19 protein-coding genes are annotated in these 21,095 nt (G+C 55.9%); 7 read left to right on the top strand and 12 right to left on the bottom strand.

Features of this window, described 5'->3' with window-relative positions; all coding sequences use genetic code 11:
- Window positions 1–18 precede the first annotated feature (18 nt).
- Entirely contained in the window at window positions 19–1,203 is a 1,185-nt protein-coding gene (locus Q4577_RS11835; protein WP_303469524.1) for an alpha-hydroxy acid oxidase, read from the bottom strand.
- Between the two features lie 140 nt (window positions 1,204–1,343).
- On the opposite strand from Q4577_RS11835, the gene Q4577_RS11830 reads away from it, so the two are divergent.
- Together Q4577_RS11830 and Q4577_RS11825 are read left to right on the top strand one after the other, a co-directional pair.
- A complete protein-coding gene (locus tag Q4577_RS11830) occupies window positions 1,344–1,892 on the top strand; it encodes a heme NO-binding domain-containing protein (RefSeq protein WP_303469525.1) in 549 nt (182 codons plus the stop codon).
- Window positions 1,893–1,896: 4 nt separating this feature from the next.
- Window positions 1,897–3,327: an ATP-binding protein gene (locus Q4577_RS11825; protein WP_303469526.1), complete on the top strand. Its 1,431-nt coding sequence runs from the start codon at window positions 1,897–1,899 to the stop codon at window positions 3,325–3,327.
- 2 nt (window positions 3,328–3,329) lie between these two features.
- On the opposite strand, the gene trpA is transcribed toward Q4577_RS11825, so the two are convergent.
- On the bottom strand, window positions 3,330–4,121 hold the full coding sequence (gene trpA, locus Q4577_RS11820) for a tryptophan synthase subunit alpha (RefSeq protein ID WP_244688911.1): 792 nt from the start codon (window positions 4,119–4,121) through the stop codon (window positions 3,330–3,332).
- Window positions 4,122–4,348: 227 nt separating this feature from the next.
- Here trpA and ychF point away from each other — a divergent pair, with 227 nt between their 5' ends.
- The gene (gene ychF / locus Q4577_RS11815) at window positions 4,349–5,446 is read left to right on the top strand and encodes a redox-regulated ATPase YchF (protein ID WP_303469527.1); all 1,098 of its coding nucleotides are present in this window, start codon (window positions 4,349–4,351) and stop codon (window positions 5,444–5,446) included.
- A gap of 260 nt (window positions 5,447–5,706) precedes the next feature.
- Here the strand turns inward: ychF and Q4577_RS11810 are convergent, their stop codons facing one another.
- The 3 genes from Q4577_RS11810 to Q4577_RS11800 all read right to left on the bottom strand — a co-directional run bounded on the left by Q4577_RS11810 (window position 5,707) and on the right by Q4577_RS11800 (window position 8,770).
- The gene (locus tag Q4577_RS11810; RefSeq protein ID WP_244691536.1) at window positions 5,707–7,221 is read right to left on the bottom strand and encodes a tripartite tricarboxylate transporter permease; all 1,515 of its coding nucleotides are present in this window, start codon (window positions 7,219–7,221) and stop codon (window positions 5,707–5,709) included.
- Window positions 7,222–7,225: 4 nt separating this feature from the next.
- Entirely contained in the window at window positions 7,226–7,699 is a 474-nt protein-coding gene (locus tag Q4577_RS11805) for a tripartite tricarboxylate transporter TctB family protein (RefSeq protein ID WP_303469528.1), read from the bottom strand.
- A gap of 87 nt (window positions 7,700–7,786) precedes the next feature.
- Entirely contained in the window at window positions 7,787–8,770 is a 984-nt protein-coding gene (locus Q4577_RS11800; protein WP_303469529.1) for a tripartite tricarboxylate transporter substrate binding protein, read from the bottom strand.
- A gap of 1,306 nt (window positions 8,771–10,076) precedes the next feature.
- Between Q4577_RS11800 and Q4577_RS11795 the strand changes: the two genes are divergently transcribed.
- Window positions 10,077–11,090, top strand: a complete 1,014-nt coding sequence (locus Q4577_RS11795; RefSeq protein ID WP_303469530.1) for a hypothetical protein — start codon at window positions 10,077–10,079, stop codon at window positions 11,088–11,090.
- Here the strand turns inward: Q4577_RS11795 and Q4577_RS11790 are convergent.
- Both Q4577_RS11790 and Q4577_RS11785 read right to left on the bottom strand, forming a co-directional pair.
- Complete coding sequence (locus Q4577_RS11790; protein WP_303469532.1) at window positions 11,071–13,356, bottom strand: CHAT domain-containing protein; 2,286 nt, start codon at window positions 13,354–13,356, stop codon at window positions 11,071–11,073. The genes Q4577_RS11795 and Q4577_RS11790 overlap by 20 nt on opposite strands.
- A gap of 217 nt (window positions 13,357–13,573) precedes the next feature.
- Window positions 13,574–14,884 (bottom strand): protein phosphatase 2C domain-containing protein, encoded by a 1,311-nt coding sequence (locus tag Q4577_RS11785; RefSeq protein WP_303469533.1) that lies wholly within the window; start codon window positions 14,882–14,884, stop codon window positions 13,574–13,576.
- A gap of 143 nt (window positions 14,885–15,027) precedes the next feature.
- Between Q4577_RS11785 and Q4577_RS11780 the strand changes: the two genes are divergently transcribed.
- On the top strand, window positions 15,028–15,747 hold the full coding sequence (locus tag Q4577_RS11780; RefSeq protein WP_303469534.1) for a vWA domain-containing protein: 720 nt from the start codon (window positions 15,028–15,030) through the stop codon (window positions 15,745–15,747).
- A 131-nt stretch (window positions 15,748–15,878) separates the two neighbouring features.
- The gene (locus Q4577_RS11775) at window positions 15,879–16,094 is read left to right on the top strand and encodes a hypothetical protein (RefSeq protein ID WP_303469535.1); all 216 of its coding nucleotides are present in this window, start codon (window positions 15,879–15,881) and stop codon (window positions 16,092–16,094) included.
- A gap of 19 nt (window positions 16,095–16,113) precedes the next feature.
- Here Q4577_RS11775 and Q4577_RS11770 read toward each other — a convergent pair whose 3' ends face one another.
- The 5 genes from Q4577_RS11770 to Q4577_RS11750 form a co-directional block, all read right to left on the bottom strand.
- Window positions 16,114–16,857 (bottom strand): hypothetical protein, encoded by a 744-nt coding sequence (locus tag Q4577_RS11770; RefSeq protein WP_303469536.1) that lies wholly within the window; start codon window positions 16,855–16,857, stop codon window positions 16,114–16,116.
- Window positions 16,858–17,075: 218 nt separating this feature from the next.
- Complete coding sequence (locus Q4577_RS11765; RefSeq protein WP_303469537.1) at window positions 17,076–17,585, bottom strand: hypothetical protein; 510 nt, start codon at window positions 17,583–17,585, stop codon at window positions 17,076–17,078.
- A gap of 8 nt (window positions 17,586–17,593) precedes the next feature.
- The gene (locus tag Q4577_RS11760; protein WP_303469538.1) at window positions 17,594–18,625 is read right to left on the bottom strand and encodes a hypothetical protein; all 1,032 of its coding nucleotides are present in this window, start codon (window positions 18,623–18,625) and stop codon (window positions 17,594–17,596) included.
- 134 nt (window positions 18,626–18,759) lie between these two features.
- On the bottom strand, window positions 18,760–19,296 hold the full coding sequence (locus Q4577_RS11755; RefSeq protein ID WP_303469539.1) for a hypothetical protein: 537 nt from the start codon (window positions 19,294–19,296) through the stop codon (window positions 18,760–18,762).
- A gap of 69 nt (window positions 19,297–19,365) precedes the next feature.
- Window positions 19,366–20,010, bottom strand: coding sequence for a tyrosine-type recombinase/integrase (locus Q4577_RS11750; protein ID WP_303469541.1), 645 nt, complete (start codon window positions 20,008–20,010; stop codon window positions 19,366–19,368).
- Between the two features lie 532 nt (window positions 20,011–20,542).
- Between Q4577_RS11750 and Q4577_RS11745 the strand changes: the two genes are divergently transcribed.
- On the top strand, window positions 20,543–20,974 hold the full coding sequence (locus Q4577_RS11745) for an FISUMP domain-containing protein (protein ID WP_303469543.1): 432 nt from the start codon (window positions 20,543–20,545) through the stop codon (window positions 20,972–20,974).
- Window positions 20,975–21,095: the final 121 nt, after the last annotated feature.

Below are 21,095 nucleotides of genomic sequence, written 5' to 3'. Positions count from 1 at the left end.
CGGCGTTTGCGGAGCGCGTCATTTGCCGTTGTGCGCGCCCCGTTGCCAGCGGCCGCCAAAATCTTCGGGCACCAACAGGATATCGCGGTCCACATCCGCGATGTCGCGTTTGCCGCACAGCGCCATGGACACATCCATTTCGCGGTGGATCACCTCCAGCGCGCGGGTCACCCCGGCTTCGCCCATTGCGCCCAGACCATAGATAAAGGCGCGCCCGATATAGGTGCCTTTGGCGCCCATCGCCACGGCCTTGAGCACGTCCTGACCAGAGCGGATGCCGCTGTCGATATGGACCTCGATCTGATCGCCCACTGCGTCAAGAATTTCCGGCAGAACCCGGATAGATGACAGCGCGCCGTCCAATTGCCGCCCACCGTGGTTGGACACGATGATGGCATCGGCACCAACCTTAAGCGCCATTTTGGCGTCTTCGGCGTCAAGGATCCCCTTCAGGATCACCTTACCCCCCCACAGTTCCTTGAGCTTGGCGATCTTGTTCCAATCCAGCGAGGGATCAAAGTTTTCGGCCGTCCAGGCCATGAGCGAGGACGGGTCGGAAATGCCTTTGACATGGCCGACGATATTGCGGAATCCACGGCGTTTGGTTTGCAACATGCCCAAGCCCCAGCGCCAGCGCGTCGCCAGATCGGCGATCACCTTGGGGGTGAGTTTGGGCGGCGCGGACAGGCCGTTTTTCAGATCCTTGTGGCGTTGGCCCAGGATTTGCAGATCCAGCGTGATCACCAGGGCGGAACATTTCGCCGCGCGGGCGCGTTCGACCAAGCGGCGGACGTAATCCTCGTCCGTCATGGTGTAGAGCTGGAACCAGAAGGGTTTCGTGGTGTGTTCGGCCACATCCTCGATCGAACAGATCGACATGGTCGACAGGGTAAAGGGGACGCCGAATTTCTCTGCCGCCTTGGCCGCGAGGATTTCGCCATCCGCATGTTGCATGCCCGTCATGCCTACCGGGGCCAGCGCCACGGGCATGGCCACATCCTGGCCAATCATCTGGGATTTTGTGGTGCGATTCGTCATGTCGACCGCAACGCGCTGGCGCAGGCGGATCTGGTCGAAATCGCTAACATTTTCCCGAAAGGTTTGTTCGGTCCAGCTGCCGGATTCGCAATAATCATAGAACATCTTGGGCGCACGCGCCCGATACAGGCGCTTCAGGTCTTCAATACAGGTGATCACTGCCATGCCGGGTCTTTCCTGGGAGATGTCGATATTGGTCAGAAACTTTTACCAATACTGGAGTTTTAAGGCAAGAGGCCACAAACGATTTAAGCAGTGCTTTACCTATCTGCGCTACCGTCGCGGCAATAGTACAGGAGACGCGTATGAAGGGTATGGTTTTTACCGAGTTGATGGCCATGGCCGAACAGGCCATCGGTGAAGAAGCGGTTGACGACATCCTGGACACTTTGGAGTTGGAAAATGACGGCGCCTATAGCGCGGTCGGCAACTATCCTTGTTCGGAATTGATGCGGATCGTTGGCGCGATCAGCGATCAGACGACAATCCCGGTGCCGGATCTGCAACGTCAGTTCGGCCGATGGATCCATAGCCGCTTTGTTGAATCCTATCCGGGGTTCTTCAAGGGCAAGGACAATGTCCTTGTCATGTTGGATGCGATCGAAAACGAGGTGCATGTGGAGGTGCGCAAACTCTATCCTGATGCGGAACTGCCGACCTTTGAAACCGAATGGCAGGGCGACAAGGCGTTGAAAATGACCTATAGTTCCGACCGGCCCTTGGTGCCGTTCTGTCATGGCATGATCGAAGCCTGTGTTGCGCATTTTGGCGCGCCGGCGGAAATTTCCGTGTTGGACAATGCGGAGACCGGCAATGAAAATACCGCGCAATTTCTGATCCGATTGACGGGATAGCTGGATGGATAGCGCCGGCCAAAGACATGGCGATGGCACCGGTCCCCCCGCGGAAAACACCCCGACCAGCGGCAGCAGTCAGGGTGATGGCCCTGTTTCGCGTCGCAGGTATCTGCGCGAACGCAAGGCCCGCGAAGAAGCAGAACGCCTGTTGGATCACAAAAGCCGCGAGCTGTTCGAAGCCAATGAAGCGCTGAAATGTCAGGCCGCGACCCTGGAAGATCAGGTGCGGTCGCGCACTGCGGATCTGACCGAGGCCAAGGCCGAAGCCGAACGCGCCAATGACGCAAAAACCGCGTTTCTGGCAATGATCAGCCATGAAATCCGCACGCCGTTGAATGGTGTTCTGGGGATGGCCGAGGCTTTGGCTGACACGCAACTTGCCATGGCGCAGAAGGATATGCTGGATGTCATGACATCCTCCGGCAATGCGCTGTTGTCGATTGTGAACGATATTCTGGACCTGTCCAAGATCGAGGCCGAGCAGTTGGAAATCGAGCGGGTTGGTTTTGACCTGCACGATCTGCTGGAAACCGTTTACCGGCTTTACGCATTGAAGGCGCTGGAAAAGGGACTGTCGTTTGATCGCGACTTTGCGATTACCGGGCAATATCGGGTGCTGTCGGATCCAACCCGACTGCGTCAGGTGGTGTCGAACCTGGTATCAAATGCTATCAAATTCACCCAAAAGGGCGGGGTGACCCTGTCGGCCCAGATTGAACCCGGGGAAAATGCGCATAGCGCGCAATTGGTGGTCGCGATCAGCGATACGGGCCCCGGTGTCCCGCCTGACAAACGCTCAAAGCTGTTCAAACCTTTTTCACAGACCGATGCCTCTGTCACCCGACAGCATGGCGGCACCGGGCTTGGCCTTTGGATTTCGCGCAAGATTTGCCACCTTATGGGCGGCGACCTGGAATTTGCTGCGCCCGATACAGGCGGGTCGGTGTTTACCGCCACAGTGGCGGTTGGCTTGCCAGAGGATTGTGAATTGCGCCGCAAACGCCCGGTGCTGGATGCCGAGGCCGTATTATACGCCCGGCCCTGGCAGGTGTTGGTGGCAGAGGACAACAAGACCAACCGGCTTGTTCTGCATCACCTTTTGAAACGCTATCCGCTGGTCATTTCGATGGTTGATGATGGCGCACAGGCGGTGACCGCCTATCGCAGTGGCGCCTATGACATCGTGTTGATGGATGTGAACATGCCGGTCATGGGCGGGCTGGAGGCCGCGGCCGTGATCCGCGCCTATGAGGATGAGGCCGGTCTGCCGCATTGCCCGGTGATCGCCCTGACCGCAAACGCCATGACCCACCAGGTCGAAGAATACCTGCGGCGGGGCATTGACGCCCATGTGGCCAAGCCGGTCAAACGGGACGTGCTGATCCGCCGCATGGCGGATCTTTTGGTCGAAGGAGTGCCCCCAAAGGAGTGAGGTCAGGCGCTATGCGCGCCATCGGCCAGGGTTTTGACAAAGGCCAGCACATCGGCTGTCGGTTCCCCATCGCCCAATCGTTTGACGATGGCAGAGCCGACCACACATCCATCGGCCACCCCGGCCACATCCGCCGCTTTTTCCGGTGTGTTGACGCCAAATCCGACAATCACAGGCAGATCCGTGCCTGCCTTGATCCGGGCCACTTCCGGTCCGACGTCGCCGGCCTGGGCCTCGGCCGACCCGGTGATTCCGGTGATCGACACGTAGTAAACAAACCCGGATGTGTTCTGCAAAACCTTGGGCAGGCGTTTGGCGTCGGTGGTCGGGGTTGCCAGACGAATGAAATTCAATCCCGCGGCCTGCGCAGGCAGGCAGAGCTCTTCGTCTTCTTCCGGCGGCAGATCAACCACGATCAGACCGTCAATCCCCGCCGTCTTGGCCTGCGCCAGAAAGGTGTCGACCCCACGCGAATAGATCGGGTTGTAATACCCCATCAGGACAATCGGCGTTTCATTGTCGGTTTCGCGGAATTTTGTCGCCAGTTCCAAAGTGCGGTCCAGGGTCATGCCGCTTTCCAGCGCCCGTTGCCCGGCCAGCTGGATCGTCGGGCCGTCCGCCATCGGATCGGTAAATGGCAAGCCAAGTTCGATCACATCCACGCCTGCACCGGGCAGGCCGCGCACCAGCTCCAGCGAGCTGTCGAAATCTGGATCACCCGCCATGACATAAGCGACAAAGGCCTTACGGTTCTGTGCTTTGAGCGCGGCGAATTTGGCGTCGATACGGGTCATGCGGCTGTCCTTCGGATATCTTTCCCTTCATGTGCCGAATTTGTGCGGTCTTGGCAATGGGGCAGGGGCGTCTCTGGCCCTTGTGGGGCGTCCTTGCGGCGTGACCCGAAAGGATGTGACATGTGGCGACGACTTGCGCTTGTCTTCCGGCCCAAATAGAAGCGCCGGGTGAAATTGCCTGCAAAACACGCGGAACATGCACCCGCACTGTCAAAGGATCATCGGTCATGGGCTTCAAGATGGGGATTGTCGGTCTGCCAAATGTCGGCAAATCGACGCTTTTCAACGCGCTGACGCGCACCGCAGCGGCGCAGGCGGCGAATTTTCCATTCTGCACCATTGAACCCAATGTGGGTGAGGTCGCGGTGCCCGATCCGCGGCTCGACAAATTGGCGGCGATCGCCACGTCGAAACAGATCATTCCGGCGCGGATGACCTTTGTCGATATTGCCGGGCTGGTCAAAGGCGCGTCCAAGGGTGAGGGCCTCGGCAATCAGTTCCTTGCCAATATCCGCGAAGTGGATGCCATTGCCCATGTGCTGCGCTGTTTCGAAGACGGCGATGTCACCCATGTCGAAGGCCGGGTTGACCCCGTGGCCGATGCCGAGGTGATTGAAACGGAACTGATGCTGGCCGACATGGAAAGCATTGAAAAGCGGCGCGCTGGTTTGGTGCGCAAGCTGAAAGGCAACGACAAGGAGGCCATCCAGCAGGATCGACTGCTGGCGGCGGCCCAGGAGATGCTGGATCAGGGCAAACCCGCGCGTCAGGTCGACGTCGACGAAGAGGACGTCAAAGCCTGGAAAGGCCTGCAACTGCTGACCTCGAAAAAGATCCTTTACGTCTGTAATGTCGATGAGGCGAGCGCCGCCGAAGGCAATGAATTTTCGGCCCGTGTCGCCGAAATGGCCGCGGCCGAGGGCGCGGGATCCGTGGTGATTTCCGCGCAGATCGAAGAGGAAATCAGCCAGCTCGACGATGATGAGGCCGCGATGTTCCTGGACGAGATGGGCCTGGATGAGGCCGGTCTTTCCCGTTTGATCCGTGCAGGTTACGACCTCTTGCATCTGGAAACCTATTTCACCGTCGGCCCCAAAGAGGCCCGCGCCTGGACAATCCGCGAAGGCACCAGCGCCCCGAAAGCCGCTGGCGTGATCCATGGCGATTTCGAAAAAGGGTTCATTCGCGCAGAGACCATCGCCTATGACGATTATGTCGCCTGTGGCGGTGAAAACGGCGCCAAGGAAGCGGGCAAAATGCGCGCTGAAGGCAAATCCTATATCGTCAAGGATGGCGACGTAATGCACTTCCTGTTCAACACCTGAGGTCTGCAAGGCCATAGCGTCATGCGCGGGGCCCGGTCCGGGCGTCGCGGCGCAATGTGCCGGGACAGCATGGCGATGATTTCCTGTTCCGCTTCACGCGGAACAGGTGTGGCTTGGCCTGTCACACTGGTTTGATTGTGTCTGTTTGATTGTGTTTGGTCTGATCAAGTCTGGCCTGATCATGTTTGGCCTGATCCGTAATGGCCAGACCTGATCCGACCCGGCGAAGAACCGATTGGTTATCCGCCGGGGGGTGCGTGTCAGGGGGCGGCGCTGTCCGCTCCGCTGCGACGTGCTCTGCGCCATAGCGCCAGCAGAAGCGGCGTCATCCACAGCAGGATCGTAACGACCCCCAAAGTCGCGGCAATCGGACGCGAGAAGAACCCCATCAGTTCGCCATCTGCCTTGATCATCGACGACATGAAGTTGTCTTCGACCATGCCGCCCAGAACGATGCCCAGAATGGCCGGGGCGACGGGAAAACCGTTTTCTTCCATGATGTAGGCAAGAATGCCCAATGCCAGCATCAGCGTGACGCCGAACACCGTGTTGTTGATGGCAAAGGCGCCGACCACACAGAACATCAGGATGATCGGCATCAGGATGCGCTGCGGCACTCGCAGGACCTGGCGCGACATCCGGATTGCTGCAAAGCCCAGCGGCAGCAAGGCAAGGTTGGCCAGAAAGAAGGCCATGAAGACGGCATAGATCAACTCGGGGCTCTGAATGAATACCATTGGACCCGGGTTCATGCCCTTCATATAGAGCACGCCGATGACAACGGCGGTGATCGAATCCCCCGGAATGCCAAAGACGATGGCCGGAACCCAGGCGCCGGCAATGCTGGCGTTATTGGCAGCACCTGCGGCGACAAGCCCCTCTGGGTGGCCGGTTCCGAATTTTTCCGGCGTTTTCGAGCGTTTCTTGGCCAGCGCATAGCTGATCCAGGCCGCGATATCGGCACCCGCACCCGGCAGGATGCCGATGATTGCGCCCAGACCGCTGCCTTGGACGATATTCATCTTGTACTTGCGCAGGATCGGTCCAAGACCGCGGAAAACCGGGCTGGGCGGATGATTTGGCACTGTCAGCGGCTTATGGGTCGAAGCCACATAGCGCAGCACCTCGGAGATCGCGAACATGCCGATCATTGCCGGGATAAAGCTGATCCCGGCCATCAACTCGACGTTGCCGAAGGTGAACCGGGGATGCCCGGCTGTGCCGTCGATGCCGATTGTTGCGATGAACAGCCCAATCAACAGCGACACAAACCCCTTGATCGTCGATCCCGACGAAATGATGACGGCACAGGACAGCCCAAGGCAGGCCAGCCAGAAATATTCAAAGGACGAGAATTTGATGGCAAATTTGGCCAGAAACGGCGCGCTGAACGACAGAACCACCGCGCCGACCAGCCCGCCAATCACCGAGGTCACAAGCCCGATGCCAAGCGCCCGCTCGGCCAGCCCCTTTCGGGTCATGGCATAGGTTTCGTCGCAATAGGCCGCGGAGGCCGGTGTGCCGGGAATGCGCAGCAAGGCGCCCGGAATGTCGCCGGCAAAGATCGCGGTGGCAACGGCGGTGACAATCACCGAGATGGCCGGCACCGGATCCATGAAAAAGGTGAAGGGGATCAGCAGCGCCGTGGCCATCGTGGCCGTCAGCCCCGGCATCGAGCCGACAAACAGGCCGAACATCGCCGCCAGCAGCATAACCCCCAGTGTATAGGGCTGAGTAACCAGACCAAAAGCCTGTACAAGGACGTCCCAGGTCATGTTTTTACCACGCTATGGCTTGCAGAATGCCCCAGGGCAACGGCACCAGGAGGATTTTTGCGAAAACGGTGTGAATGATCATCGTGACAAGCACGGCGATCCCGATGCTGGGGACAAGTGCGGTGCCCAGACGTGACAGCAACAAGGTCATAAGGAGCGTCGAGGTCACGACAAAACCAAGGCTGCCCGAAAACAGGATATAAAACACCATGCTGCCGATCATCAGCCCAAGATTGACAACGGTGCGGCGGTCTTTGGACCAATCACCCAATGTCAGCAACGGCACCGTCCGGCGTGTCGCAACGCCCTGAAAGACCAGCAGGCCGCCGCAGATGATCAGCCCGCCGCCGATCAGGATCGGGAACAGATCAGGGCCAAAGTTCTGTCCGTGTAGCTGGGGGAAGGTCCGGGTGTAGAGGATCTCGGCTATCGCAAAAAGGATAAGGAAACAGCCCGGAACAGCATCATTGAAGCGCATTTCGACCTCGCAAAAATTGTTGCAGAGCGAAATTGGGCGGCCTGCCGCCGCCCAATCCCAATCGCATGGCTTTTCGCTAATGTTGGTCTATTTTGCCAAGCCGACCGCAGTCATGACCGCGCCCAGCGACGCGTCGGACGATTCCATCCATCCGGCAAAGTCGTCACCCGATTTCCAGGTCAGACCAAAGCCGCGTCCGTTCATGAATTCCTGGAACTCATCAGAATTCCAGACGTTTTCCAGGGCAACGGTCAGTTTTTGGGTTGCCTCATCCGGCATGCCGACGGGGCCAACGATGCCGCGCCAGGCCGCGAGTTGCCAATCGGAACCGGTTGTCTCCTTCAGCGTCGGGACATCGGCAAAGGCGCCGATGCGTTCGCTTGCCATGACATTCAGCGCCTTGGCCTGACCTGCGGCGATCATTGCCGCGCCTTCGACGACCGAACTGGTCACGATGTCAACGCCGCCCGCAGCCAGCTCTTGCAATCCTGCCGCTGAACCTTTGGAGGGGACCCATGGCACCGCATCGGGGCTGATGCCTGCGTCGTTCAGCATGCCCGCCAATGCCAGATGCCAAATGCCGCCCTGTCCGGTGCCCGAGCCCTTGTATTTTCCCGGTTCCGCCGAGACCGCGGCAAGCACGTCGCTGGCGCTGGTCCAATCGCTGTCGGCACGCACGATCACGCCCGCAGCGTCGGCATTGTAAAGGGCGATCGGGGTATAGGCGGTCCATGTCAGATCGGTCAGACCGGCCCAATGCATCATGCCGATTTCAACCGTGGCGACGCCAATTGTGTAGCCGTCCGGGTCGGCGGTGGCGATTGCAGTGTGCCCGACAACGCCGCTGCCGCCGTCGCGGTTGACCACAACCACGGGCTGACCCAGTTCCGCCTGCAACAGCGTGCCAATCATCCGTCCGGTGGCATCGGTGCCCCCGCCGGCACCCCACGGCACGATCAGCGTGATCGGGCGCTCTGGATATTCGGCCAGTGCCGGGGTGGCCGTCATGGCTGTCATCGCTCCGGCGACGGCAAGGGCACCAAGCGCTGCAAAATTTCGGCGGTTCATCATTTTTATTCCTCCCATTTTGCCTGCATCACCCCCAAAAGCCGGACAATCCGGAGTTGCGGGTCACAGGCAATTTCAAGAAATAGATACTATGAATCTTTGTGGGTCAACAAATTCTTCGCACCTGTTGGCGGTGGCGTTTTTTGCCTATTTTCTTCACGTTTTTCGGCGAATGCCTGCTAGGTGTGCAGCGGTTGCTGCAGTCACGCCAGCGGCGATATCGCGAAGGCGTTCGTGACGATCAGACCGTTTCCTCGATCTGCCGGGCCCCGGTTCGACAGGCCACCAGACTATTGTCGAAACGCCCATTTGCCACAAAAACCCAGTCGCGATCATTCGCATCATTTTCAAAGACTTCGCTGCCACAGGGCGTTTCCCTTGCCCGCCTGCACAGTCGCGTGAAACGTGCAGCCGACCTGGAAGCGCCTGTCACTTGCGAACTATGTCGGATTCAACCTTACCCTGATCTTGCCGGGGTTAGGACCCATTAACCCTGCGCCACTGGGTTGACAGAATTTTTGGCTCACGACGCCAAATGCCACAGGACGTCGAACCCGCTTTATCTCAACAGCTTGGTGTGCCTGGAAATACCGGCGGCAAAAAAAGAAGACACCGGCGGCGTTCTCATCGACTTCCCTGTGCATTTCGTTCTGCGTTCGGCCAACGGACTCGGAAACAGAATGCGAAGCTGGCGCGACGCCGCCAACCTCCCGAAATGCGCCCCCCACGGCTTGAGAAAAGCCATTGCGAGACGTTTGGCTGGGGTCGGCGCATCCCCTCATGAGATCATGGCCGTCACTGGCCACGCTACTCTTGCTGAGGTGACTAACACAAGGGACGCAAGTCGCCCTCCGCATGCCGATGAAGCTTTCACGAGGCTGTGCGGGATCCAAAGGGGGCGCAAACCTAGACGAATCAAATTCTCAGGCTCGCCAATCACCTTCATAAATCCCTGCAAATAAAGGATGAAATATGAAGGTGGCGGAGACGAAGGGATTGCACGGTTCACCCGATTGCGCCCCAGAAGTAAGCCAGAAGTGGCCAAACTTCAAGGGATTAGCGGCGAAGAGCCAAGAGGTCCGCAACCGCCTCGGCTCGAAAACGTACCAAGATTTGTACCAAGTACAACCGATCGAGGTGGCGACAGGGGCAAGGTGAAACCACAGCAGAGGCCTGAGTGTCTCATCTCAAAACAGCCCGGGTTTCTGATGTTTCTCCATGCTTCATCGTCTTCCGACGGAACTCCGTCGGGGGACGCAACGCCGTACTCATGTTAGGAAGCCAAAAGCAAAGAGCATCGGAGATTGACATGACGACTAAGGACATAGCGCCACCGGAATTTGAAACCAAAATTACGCCTGAGGAGATTAAGGCCTCGGAGAGTATCGGCTTTGGTTTACATCTGCGGGCAAAATTCACTTTCATATTGGCGGTAGGCGTGTTCGGTCGAGGGGCCAAATACCCGGCGATCGCGCAGCGGATGTACGCTACGCATAGTTTTACCGAACAATACCGTGACGATGAAGGAAACACGCGCCAGCGCGAGGTTTTGAATGACGTCTCCGCCCGAAACCGTTTGGACAATGTCATGAAGGGAAATGACAAACCGCTGATCCAGCGCGAGCTGGATTTTTTGGCGCTTTGTTTCGCCCGTGTGTTCGGCCAGGACGCGATTGATGCGCTTGATCCTGAATTAATACGGGCCGGTACGCTTGAACAAGTGTTGCGACAGCTTTCCGGGGTTCAAATCAAAGTCAATTGGAGCGGTGCTGATCCAATCATGGTGCTCAAGTCGCTAGCGGCAAGTTCTCCCATGGGGATCGAGCCGCAGATTGTTTCTGGCAAGAATCTGCGATGGATGGATCTTGAAGATGGGGGCGAACCTGTCAGCATTGCCTCTGAAACGATCCTTCCAATCAAAAGTGAATTTGTTCTTGAGATTGACGCAGAGGTTGCGAAGGATCGACCGCTGGTTATAAATTTCATTGATGATCAGGAAGAGGCCACAGCCGATGGTCGCCCCGTGAGAGCTCAGATATTGCCCCTACCCATTCGCAAGGGGGACGGTTACGGAAATTGGCGAATATCAAAACGCGGGCGACCCTTTATGATGGGTAACACGCCCGGACGGTACGGGTTTTGTGCCATATCCGGAGCCGGTTTGGCGTTGCACAACATTCATGGTTCGGCAAACGTGCGGAAACCACTAACAAACTCAGATCTCCTGAACATAGCCGCTGAACTTTTGGCTCAAGCCGCAACATCTACCCCAGCGCTTGTGGGCGTCTCGACCTATCGGCTGGTTACGCCAGATGGAGCGTGAAGCCCGCCCAAAAGTAGGGATGTCTAAAGGGATATGGTTCTTCGTCGAAGACGTGGCTGTCACCGTCGATGAAACGTGGAAAGCTCTCTTGGATTGGATCGATTTTGGCTTCCTCAAGAGATCGCATCCATTTCTGAGTTTGATGAAAGCTCCGAGAGGCCAACATTCCATTTTTGATGTTGCTGTAAAACTCTTGCACAAAGAGCCGGGTCGCGAAGTCGTCAACGGGCCATTGTGTCCCAAGCACCGCTCGCGCACCGGCTTTGATAAATGCCGAAGGGAGACCAAACCCTTCGTGCGGCATACTTTCAAAATCCGGAACACCACTGAGGCACGCGGCAATGCAAACCAAAGGCCAAGACTGCAAATGGGCATGCTCATATATCCACAGAGCTGTAAGAATTTCACCGTCTGGGCATATGACGCCTGATCCATCAGGATAGTCAGGATTGAACTGGCCATGACAAGTTACGTGAATCAGATCAAATTGTTCGCCGGACGACAGCATGTGTTGAATGTCGCTTAGTCGGTCAACGGGGGTGTAGGACTTTGACATGCCCTTTATTAACGCAGCTTCTTCATACGACTGGTCAAGCTTGGGGTCACAAAGGTGGAGCACCCTATCCAAGACGGTATTTTCTTCTTGATGCGCGCATGGACCATGCAGGACTCTGGCCTGATCAACCAAAAGGCGTCCTTCAGGCCCCGGCAGCTGGATAGCGGAGACTGGAAAAGTTGACCAAGGTCCGGATGCGAAAACAATGATTTCTTCAAAGCCTTCGTCGACGATATCCGAAGTGACTGGGTCGAGATTGCCGGATACGAGATGAATCCAGCGTTGGATATGATCCGCAAACTCAGCAACCCCTCCAGGGTCAGACAACACAGCCAAGCCGCTAATTGCGTCTTTGAGTTCACCCAGGCGCGACGCTTCCCAAGCCTCAAACCCTAGTCCTTCCAGTGGATATCGGATGCAGTCGTCCCCAAAAGCCAAAAGGATAGACCCATAATTTTCGGTCGCGGGGTTGAGAAAATGAATCTCGGCTGCGTTTGGCCCGTGCTCTATGGGTGTTGGATCGAAATCGGACAAAAACCCAAACAATCGGCGCGCGAACAGCAACCCTTCCACTGGTCCTTGATGTTCGAGGTAGCCCAACACTCCAAGGTCAAGGGTCAGGGACAAAAGAGACAGAATGTGCCGTCGTTCGAGGTGGCTGGATCGGGTTCCCAAATAGTCTTTTGCCGCGCTAAAAGCATCTTCTGCGATTTCGATCATCCCTTCAGATTGATCTAACATACCCGCAATTTGTCCAGCGACTTCCCGATGCTGAAACCACCATTGCGGCGTGTCTTCGAGGCTGAAGAAACGCCCCGCGACATCATGATCTTCGATTGCGTCCGGTAACCGGTTAATCATCGGGTGCTGCGAGAGATGTACGAAGATCTGTGCGCGTATGAGGTGTAGCAACGCTCCAGCCACAGATTCTTGAGCATCCGCTAAGGATATTCCCTCGGCAAGCAGCTCTTCGGCTTTTTTGAAGTTGGAGACCCATTCTCGACCCTCTCGGGCAGCATAAGCGCGTGCCAATACGCTGATGATTCCAGTTTTTAGCTCTACCGGTGCCACGTCGCTGACTAACGTACGTGCCTTGCGCGCATAGCGGATTGTCGCGCCAACCGCAGCAAAGTCGCCTGCCTCGACCCTAGTGAAGCAAACTGTCGCGAGTTGAAGGTAGATTTGAGCTTTTGCATTCGGATCCTTGGCTCGTCGAAAGGCCTGCAATCCCTGACGATAGGCCGTTTCCGCCGCGTCCAGGTTGGCGGAGGGCTCACCTTCAAGGCGATCCTGATAAAGAGTACCCAAGATCAAGTTCAGGTTTCCACGTTGAGCGGCCCCCAATTTGACGGCACTGTCTTTCAGAAGCGCCTCCGCATCCTTGATTGCCGTGTCTATGAGCTCATACCTACGATTGCCAACCAGTTCGGATATGGCATGGCAACGACGAATGGTTGCCTCACGCCACCCTACTTCATCGTCAAAACGCTTGAAGAGGTCTTCTGCCTGCTCCAGTTGTTGAATAGCTTCTTCGAGACGCTGTTCGTATTGCGCGTCGCTCCAGTCGACCAGTGCCGACGCATGACCAAGCAGTGCATCGGCAAATTCAGGTGTTCCCACTGCGGCCAGATCCAATGCAGTTGCAAAACAGGTCTGCGCCGATGGGCCATCCCAGGGTTCGGGTGCGCCGTCTGAGAGCAAAACGCCCAACTGCAGCCAGGCACGAATGACGTCATCGGCACGGGCGCTCGGGTCGGACTGAAGAGCACTCCAAAGTTCATCTATTTCGGTCAGGGCAAGGCCTCAGAAATGGTTTTTTGCAGAGGGATTGGGGCCTTGTTTATCAGCATTTGCAAGCACGATATTCCAAGAAAAGCGCTCCGCCAGAATTCTGGCGGAGCGCGAAGCTGCTCGGTGGTCGTGTGGCTTACTCACCAAAGACTTTGTCGGTGAGGTCTTGGCCCAGATCGCGCCACGGTTCCCAGAATGGGAATGGGCTAAGGCCGAATTTTTGCGGAGGAAAGACATCCAGATAAGCGTGATTGTCGACCATCGTTACATAGCCCCCGTTAGGGGCCACGATCAGGTATTCGCCATCCGAGGAACGGATATCTCCGATCATGCCGCATTTGTAAGGCCATGTGGGCAGTTCGGTCAAAGATTGACCTTGGGCCAGCACGACAAAGCGGTCGTTTTCGTCGAATTCCACCCCTGCGAAGCTTCCCCACTCGGGGACTTCGTACACACGGTGCTCCCAATCCGCGACTAGGGGGTTGTGAGGACCTTCGAGGATATGGTGTGGGACTTGCATTGGGCCGACCATGCCATCGGGCCAAATGACCGAAATGGCACCATCGCCGAGCGTGGCAAAATGCATGTTTTCGCCATCCAGCAACACCAGAAGGGCCGTAGTGACTCCTTCGAGGTCTTCGACGCGTGCGGCTTCGCGGGCAGCTTCGATAGCCGCGTCGAGATCCGCCCGGGCCAATGTAGCGGTATCGTTCCAGCGTGCAGACAACGCGTCCGAAATCGCCGCAACCGCCGATTGAGAGGCTTCATGCCCACCGCCGATGCCACCAGCTCCATCGCAGACGATCATCACCGCCACGTCATCAGCAAAGCGCAGCACCCGCAGGGCGTCCTGATTTTCTTCGCGTACCTGCCCTTGACGGGTGGCAGCGTCCACCGCCCATGTCGTCGCTTTTTCGCTTCTGTTTGGATTTGGCAGGGTGTCCGCAAATAGGTCGGCTTGGGCGGGAGGTGCGGTGGCGGTCGTCGCTTTCAGAATCGCCCGTCGCTGCATCATCGCGACAGTCTGGGTCATCAACAGCGCCCCGAGCATTCCAGAAGAGAATACCGGATCGTCGAATCTGATCTGCCCCAGCCAGTCCAACGCTCTGGTCGCGAGGTCAATCCCCTCGGCGGGCGAGGCCGCTGGCCATTGAAAGATTGGCGGCTGGTGATCATGTGCTTTGGCCTGCTCGGGCCATCCGGCCCATCCGATGAGCGGTGCAAGCCAAGGCAGCACACGGGATCGATCCGATCCGTTACGACCATTCCGGTCGGACAGCAACAGCGCGGCTTGGTTCTTGCCAGTACGCCCGCGCAGATCCAGCACCCGCGACGGAAATTCGTTTCTTGTGGGAAGCCGCTTGTCCGGGTCATCAATACAAAATTCACGCGTCTTTAGACGATCCTTGAAACTTTGGTCGATGGGAAATCGGGTCAACTGGGTCATGGCACTCTCCGTGATTTGAGCTGCTCTCCAATCTTCACAGATCGAGGCGGAGGTCAGGAGGCGGAACTCCGTCGCTGCTACCGGTCGGGTGGCTCGGGCTATGAAACCAGTGGCTCATCACCCAAACAGTAAAGGAGACAACGATGACCATCAGCCAACACCCCGCCGCGACCATTCCGCTGGGCCAAACCAGCCCCGCGCCGGGAACCACTCTCCCGTCGGGCAGCACGGCTCCAGCCGCCCAGGCGTTCCCGCCGCTGAAGATGACGGTGAAGAAGAAACTGCCCACCGGCGTTGCGTCCAACGTCAAGCAACGTGTGTTGTTCCTGCTCGATCATTCCTCGTCCATGTCGGGCGAAAAGATTCAGGAACTGGAAATGGCCATGGGGTCAATCTTGTTGCAGCTGGCGGACCCCTCAAACAAAGGTGGTTTCTTGGTAACAGTCATCCCATTTAACCATGCCAGCCATGTTTTGTGCGCGGCTGAGGCGGCAACTTCTGTGCCAGCCCTGAACCTGATCGCTTCTGGCGGCACCAATTTTGACTCGCCGATCCTGGCTGCGATTTCCGAGATCGAAGCTTTCAAAGCCCGTCCCAACCCGGATGGCTGGCAGTATTTGCAGCCGCAAGTTCTGTTCCTGTCGGACGGCCAATCACGGGTCAGCGACAAGAATATTCAGGATCTGCAAGAACGGGCGAACGTCACAGCGGTTGCCTACGGGGCTGATGCCAATCAGGACATTTTGTCCCGGATCGCCAGTGACGGCCAGGTGCATATTGTCGGGGACAACGGCGGCGCGCTCCGCGACTTTCTGGCCGCCGTCGGCGCGACTATGGTCTCGACCATCAAGGCGGCCATGTAGTTGTTTCATTTTCCCAAGTAGAATTGGAGGGCGGCCATGGGGCGCCCTCTTTCCAATTCCACGCCTGAACGCGCCGCCGAAAAGTCACGCATGGGGTTACGGTATGCTCATGCTGCATTAACCCAATATTCATGACTGCAAATGAACCACCAAGCGGCGGACTCGACGACCATCAAGAAAATGAACGCCGCATCGGCATCGAATCCGCGCGTGGTATGTTAGGAATGATCGCGCGGAACTATGAGGATGATGACGTCTTTGAAGCCTTGGAAATACTCTACGGCATTGCCGAAGAAGCCTTTGAGCGGCTCGCTCAAGATCCAAAGCAAAATCCCCCGGACGATTGATTGCCTCGTACTAACCGCGTTACTGGCGTCCGCGTTTTCGATTGAGGCGACCTTGTTTTCGTTTCTTTTTCAACATTGCCTGTGATTTCTTAGTGACGTCATTGGTACTGGTTTCGACAGATTTGAAATTTTCATCCACCCATGCGGCTAAATCGTCAAACGACAGTTTTTCTACGCTAAACACCTGTTCAGCGACCTTTTTAACTCGGTCCAAGTCAACCTTGCCGCTATTGTCGATCAAACCCAGCCGACGAAGATCGGCTCTGTGTAGAACCGTATTTGCCACGTCCTTACTGCCAAGCACCGCGCTGCGCGTGGCTGCCAGCAAACGATCAAGCATCTCCTTGGCATCCGCTTGAGAAAGCTCACTTTGCGTAGGGCGATCCTTACTGGCGAAATAGGCGTCAATGATCACATGAATCATGTCAGAGTCGCAACTAGAGCTTTTTATCAACTGGCCATCCTTGCCAGTTGAAACCGCAATGCTCCGTATGATATCTGGGGCGGGCATTCCGTGTCGCCACAACCCAGCCACTAAGCCCGTTTTCAAAGCCAGCTTGGGCGTATGCTCCCAATACGCCGCAACCACCGTGAACAGCGCTTGAATCCGCAGTGTTCGAAGATTGCCGTCCGCTTCTCTCAACTTCAGGTGATCCAAATCGAAGGCTGGCACCTGTACTTCAGCGGGATTTGCTTTGGTGACACCGGTCATATCTATTGACTTCATATAAGCTTGCATCGCTTCTGCCGAAATCAACACCATATTCGCCAGCTCAAAAAAAACTGACTAATAGATTTAGAACCTTTCACTTCATCATTAGACCGTCCGCGCAAGCTAGCCGGTAATATCGTATCTATCTGGAGAACACTTCTTGTCTTCCCAAAACCAATATAAACGGTGCCGTCCTGGCCTTATACAGATGAGGATGATTTGATTCACTTATAGGGGATAAAGGTTAGTTTTGTTTATTATGACTGACCTTAGGCAGAAGGCAAATTAAGCAAATCCGCGCCGCGTCCACCAATAGCTCTAAGATTAGGATAGCCATTGGCGGCATCCTCTGGGTATAGGTTGTTATAAAGTGCTAAATAGTTTGGGCTTTCCACCCCTCCCGTGTTGATAAACGGTCGCGCTCGATCCAGATTGGCCTGAATATCAGCGCGGTCAGACCCAAACATGGCTGTCATCAAGCCGTTAGCCACTTCAGGATCCATACGATTAAAGGCGCCTAAATCACCATCAGGGGTCAAATGGAGTAACCCTTCCCGAAAGGCATTCAGGTCTCCGTTGGTTAAAAACCGTCCACCTAAAGTGGTATTTTCGCCCATAAAGGCTTGCATGATGGATTGGGTCATATCGTTTTGCCCCAACGAGGCAAAATCGGTTTCCGCCGAGACTCCTAGGCTTGAGTCCCCCCGACCATGAAAATGTTCTAAGACTCCAGTCATCCCACTATTGCGGAACACCGTGTTCATCATTTGCTCGTTCATACGGTTGTTCACCTCTGCCGCAGGAAACGCCCCCGACTCTGGCACTTCAACCGAACAGGCTCCCCGCCTTCAACCACGCCCTCCACTCGGTGTTCGGCACCACCAGGAGACACCGGAAACACCGTTATTGGTGGGGTGGTGGATAGCACCAGCGGGTTTTCGGGATCAAAAGGAATCGGTTCTTCCCCGACCACCACCTCCCGTTCCACGAAGTTGCCAGAGCCTGGCGGCTCTTCAACGGTTTGGATTTCCCGTATTTCACGCGTTCCCCGGCCTTCACGAAGTGTCGTTTGCATTTCGGAAGCGTTACGCGGTCGCGCCGGACGCGTGGGCGTAATGCCAAATTCGGCGGCAATCGCGTCTTGGGTGGCTTGGCTCACGCCATTGTCGTAGTCGGGCGAACTAAAAATTGCCGTCTGAATAAACTGTACCGGGTCCGGTACCCCTTGGCTCATATCCAGCTGATTAATACGTGCTGCGATAACTTCACGATCTGCTGGTACAGCTGCCGCTAAATCCAAAATTCGGATAAAACTCTGCAATTTCACCCGCTCAGAGGCTGGAACAGCTTCATTATTCGCCAACTCAGCAATAATTTCGGTGTTGCTTTTCCCTTCAGCCTGCATTTCACGAATGATATCAGCATATCGATCAGCCGTTTCTACATCTTCATCGGCATTTGTTTCAGCTCTAACCTCTTCGACATCAAGTGCTGCAGCTTCTGCTATCTCGGCATCAAGTACTTCCGCTTGCTCTTGCTCCACAAATCCACGCTCCACCACTCTATCTAGGCGGCGGCGCTCCTCTGCCGTCACATCATAATCATCACGACCACGTTCTACCTGCGTTTGTTCATGGGCAAACAGGATTTCCGTTAGTTGATCGGCCACTGGGTCGTTTTTGGGTTCGACGCCAAAATAATCAAACTCAGCTTCTACCCACAGTTTGATATCAGCACACCGTCGCTCAGGGTCTTCCGCACGTGCGTGATCAGCTTCGAGGTCATGCACCACGGCTGCGGCCGCTTCACCCTCAGCCATTACCGCCTCGGCAGGACGTTCGGGAGACGAAACCGTTGGCACTGTTTCACCTGAACTGGGTCCAATTTCTGGCATTCTAAAAAAGATTAATCACGTGATTATACCAGAAACACGACTTTTTATCAAATTAGCTCCTAAAGATCGTTCTCTTCGCGTGCCCCTTGAATCAATTCTTCCGTCATAGCGGCAATCCGTGCTTGGGCTTCAGCACTACGTGCTTCTGCTGCCGCTATAGCAGCTCGTGACTCAGCACTTCTTACGTTTGCCTCTGCTATGCCAAAATCCCGTTCAGCTGTCTCAGCGCAAAAGGCGCGCTCATCATCCCAATCATATCGTTCATTGCCTTCAATTTGACCATTCTCATCGGCATCTGCAAAGGCGAAGCCCTCTTGAAGGCAACCTTGTAGCGCTGCCAAAATATCGGCCTGTGTTTCGTAGGCGACCCGTGAAACATCCACCGATATTTCCCCGTCTGGATGTGGCAATGTCAATTCAATTGCCTGCGCGTCAGCCTGCTCTGCCGCACTAAGGGCGGTCGTTAGTACCAAAGCTCCGGCAGCCAACGTTCCAAATTTTGCCATTTTCAAAATTTTAGTGTTAACTCTATTTTCTACCGAAAACCGTTTTAAAGTCAAATTTTCTTGACAAAAAAAGTTTGACTTGGGGGGCATTTTGACCAGTCCGATGACCAAGCCACTTAGCAGGCTTTTTGTTTAGATACGGTAAAAACCGTCGTAGGCCTATCCTGTATAGCCCGTCAAAAACTCGTGCCTTAGCGCCGCTTGTTCCGCCTGATGCTGATTGATGCCCAGATACTCGACGGTGTGCGTCAGTGACTTGTGCCCGAGCAAGCGCGACACTAGGGTGATGTCTTCGCCCGCCCAATACATATGGGCTGCCTTGGTACGCCGTAGTGAGTGCGTGGAAAAGTCGGCGGGGTCGTACCCCAGCCACTCGGCCCATGATTTGACCAACTCGGCATAGTGGGGCCGAGGAATCGGAGCCGCGCCCATCGGCTTGGTGCGGGTGAACAAGTAGTGCCCCGGTTGCTTGCCGCTTTTGTTCAACCAGTTTGCCAGATACTGCCGAGTAGTCGGGGTCAGTACCGGTTGCACCACGTTCCCTGTTTTGCGTTGCGCTTGTACGAGGCGGGGTTTGATCACGCCCGTCGCCGCCTGAACGTCTTTCACCTGCAGAGCCAGCAGATCTGTCGCCCGCAACATCGTATCGAGCGCTACGCCCAAGAGTGCCAGATCGTGCCAGCGTTCCCGCTGGGGCAGGGATGCTTCCAGTTTTCGAATGTCGCTCAGCGCAAGGGGCCGTTTCTGCCCTATGATCCGGCCACGGTTCCACGCGCTCTTTTTTGATGGGCGGCTCAGCCGCATGATTGTTAGGGGTTACAGTTTCGCTACTGCCAAAAGCGAAGGTATTTTGAGCCGATGAACCCGGGGGGCGACGGCTAGGCTGTGGCTCCAGCAGAGGAGACAACGCTATGAAACCTGTAAAAGCTTCGCCACATCAGGATACGGACAGTTTCGCTTTTGGCAAAAGCAAAGGGGCGATGTATGCCGTACCCGTCGCTTACGACTAAAACAGACACTCCCCCGCCAAACAGCCAGTGCAATTTTGAAAAATCGTTTATTCGTGATAATGTCAGGCTGAATTTAATTTATGAAAATGAGGAAATCATACTGGTGGCTGGCGGCTTGTTTCGGGCTGTTGGTGCTTGGGCTTGGCAGCATTTGATTCTATTATGCGCAAAAGGAAGACACAGGGCCGCTGCCAATTGACAGCGCATCCAACGCGAACAATGTAGCGGCTGAAAGTTCACGCACCTCGCCTGTTCTGGGCAAAACCATCCCAGGTCTACCGGAGGACTGCAACGACAAATTAATCTCAGTTTCCGGCTGCGACTGCATGACAGAAATCACCACCGATCAGGGCAACACCTATCGGCTGGTAGAGATTGGGGACCAGTGCTGGTTCGCGGACAACCTCAAGGAAACTCCCAGCACGAATCAAGGCTGGTACGGTTTTTATGACGAAGTTGAAGAAGAACCCACGCCCGGTGAAGGAATGCTTTACACTTGGGATGCAGCCATGAACGGTGAAGTCGAGGAACGAACTCAGGGCGTTTGTCCAACGGGGTGGCATGTTACTAGCCAATGTGAAACTGAACTCTTCCGTTTCGAAAGTGAGATAGGCTTAGAGGACTTTATGGTAGTAAAGTCCAAACTGATATACGTCGGCGTGCCTCCAAGTGAGTTCGCGGCAGGAGAGTTAATTCTTCAAAATGGAAAGTTTCGTTTGAGAGGCGTTCTGAGCTACCCCCCGAAATTCGGACACTGACGTAAGCTGCGATTTGTAGTCTGCTGATCTTCAACACGAAGGAGATCAGGTATGTCTAAACGGAAGCAACATCACCCAGAGTTCAAGGCCAAGGTCGCATTGGAAGCGCTGAAAGGCGAAG

Origin of the sequence: Marinovum sp. 2_MG-2023, assembly GCF_030548265.1 — a bacterium.
In the GTDB taxonomy this organism is placed as follows: Bacteria; Pseudomonadota; Alphaproteobacteria; order Rhodobacterales; family Rhodobacteraceae; genus Marinovum.
This window is presented reverse-complemented; position numbering and strand designations above follow the sequence as displayed.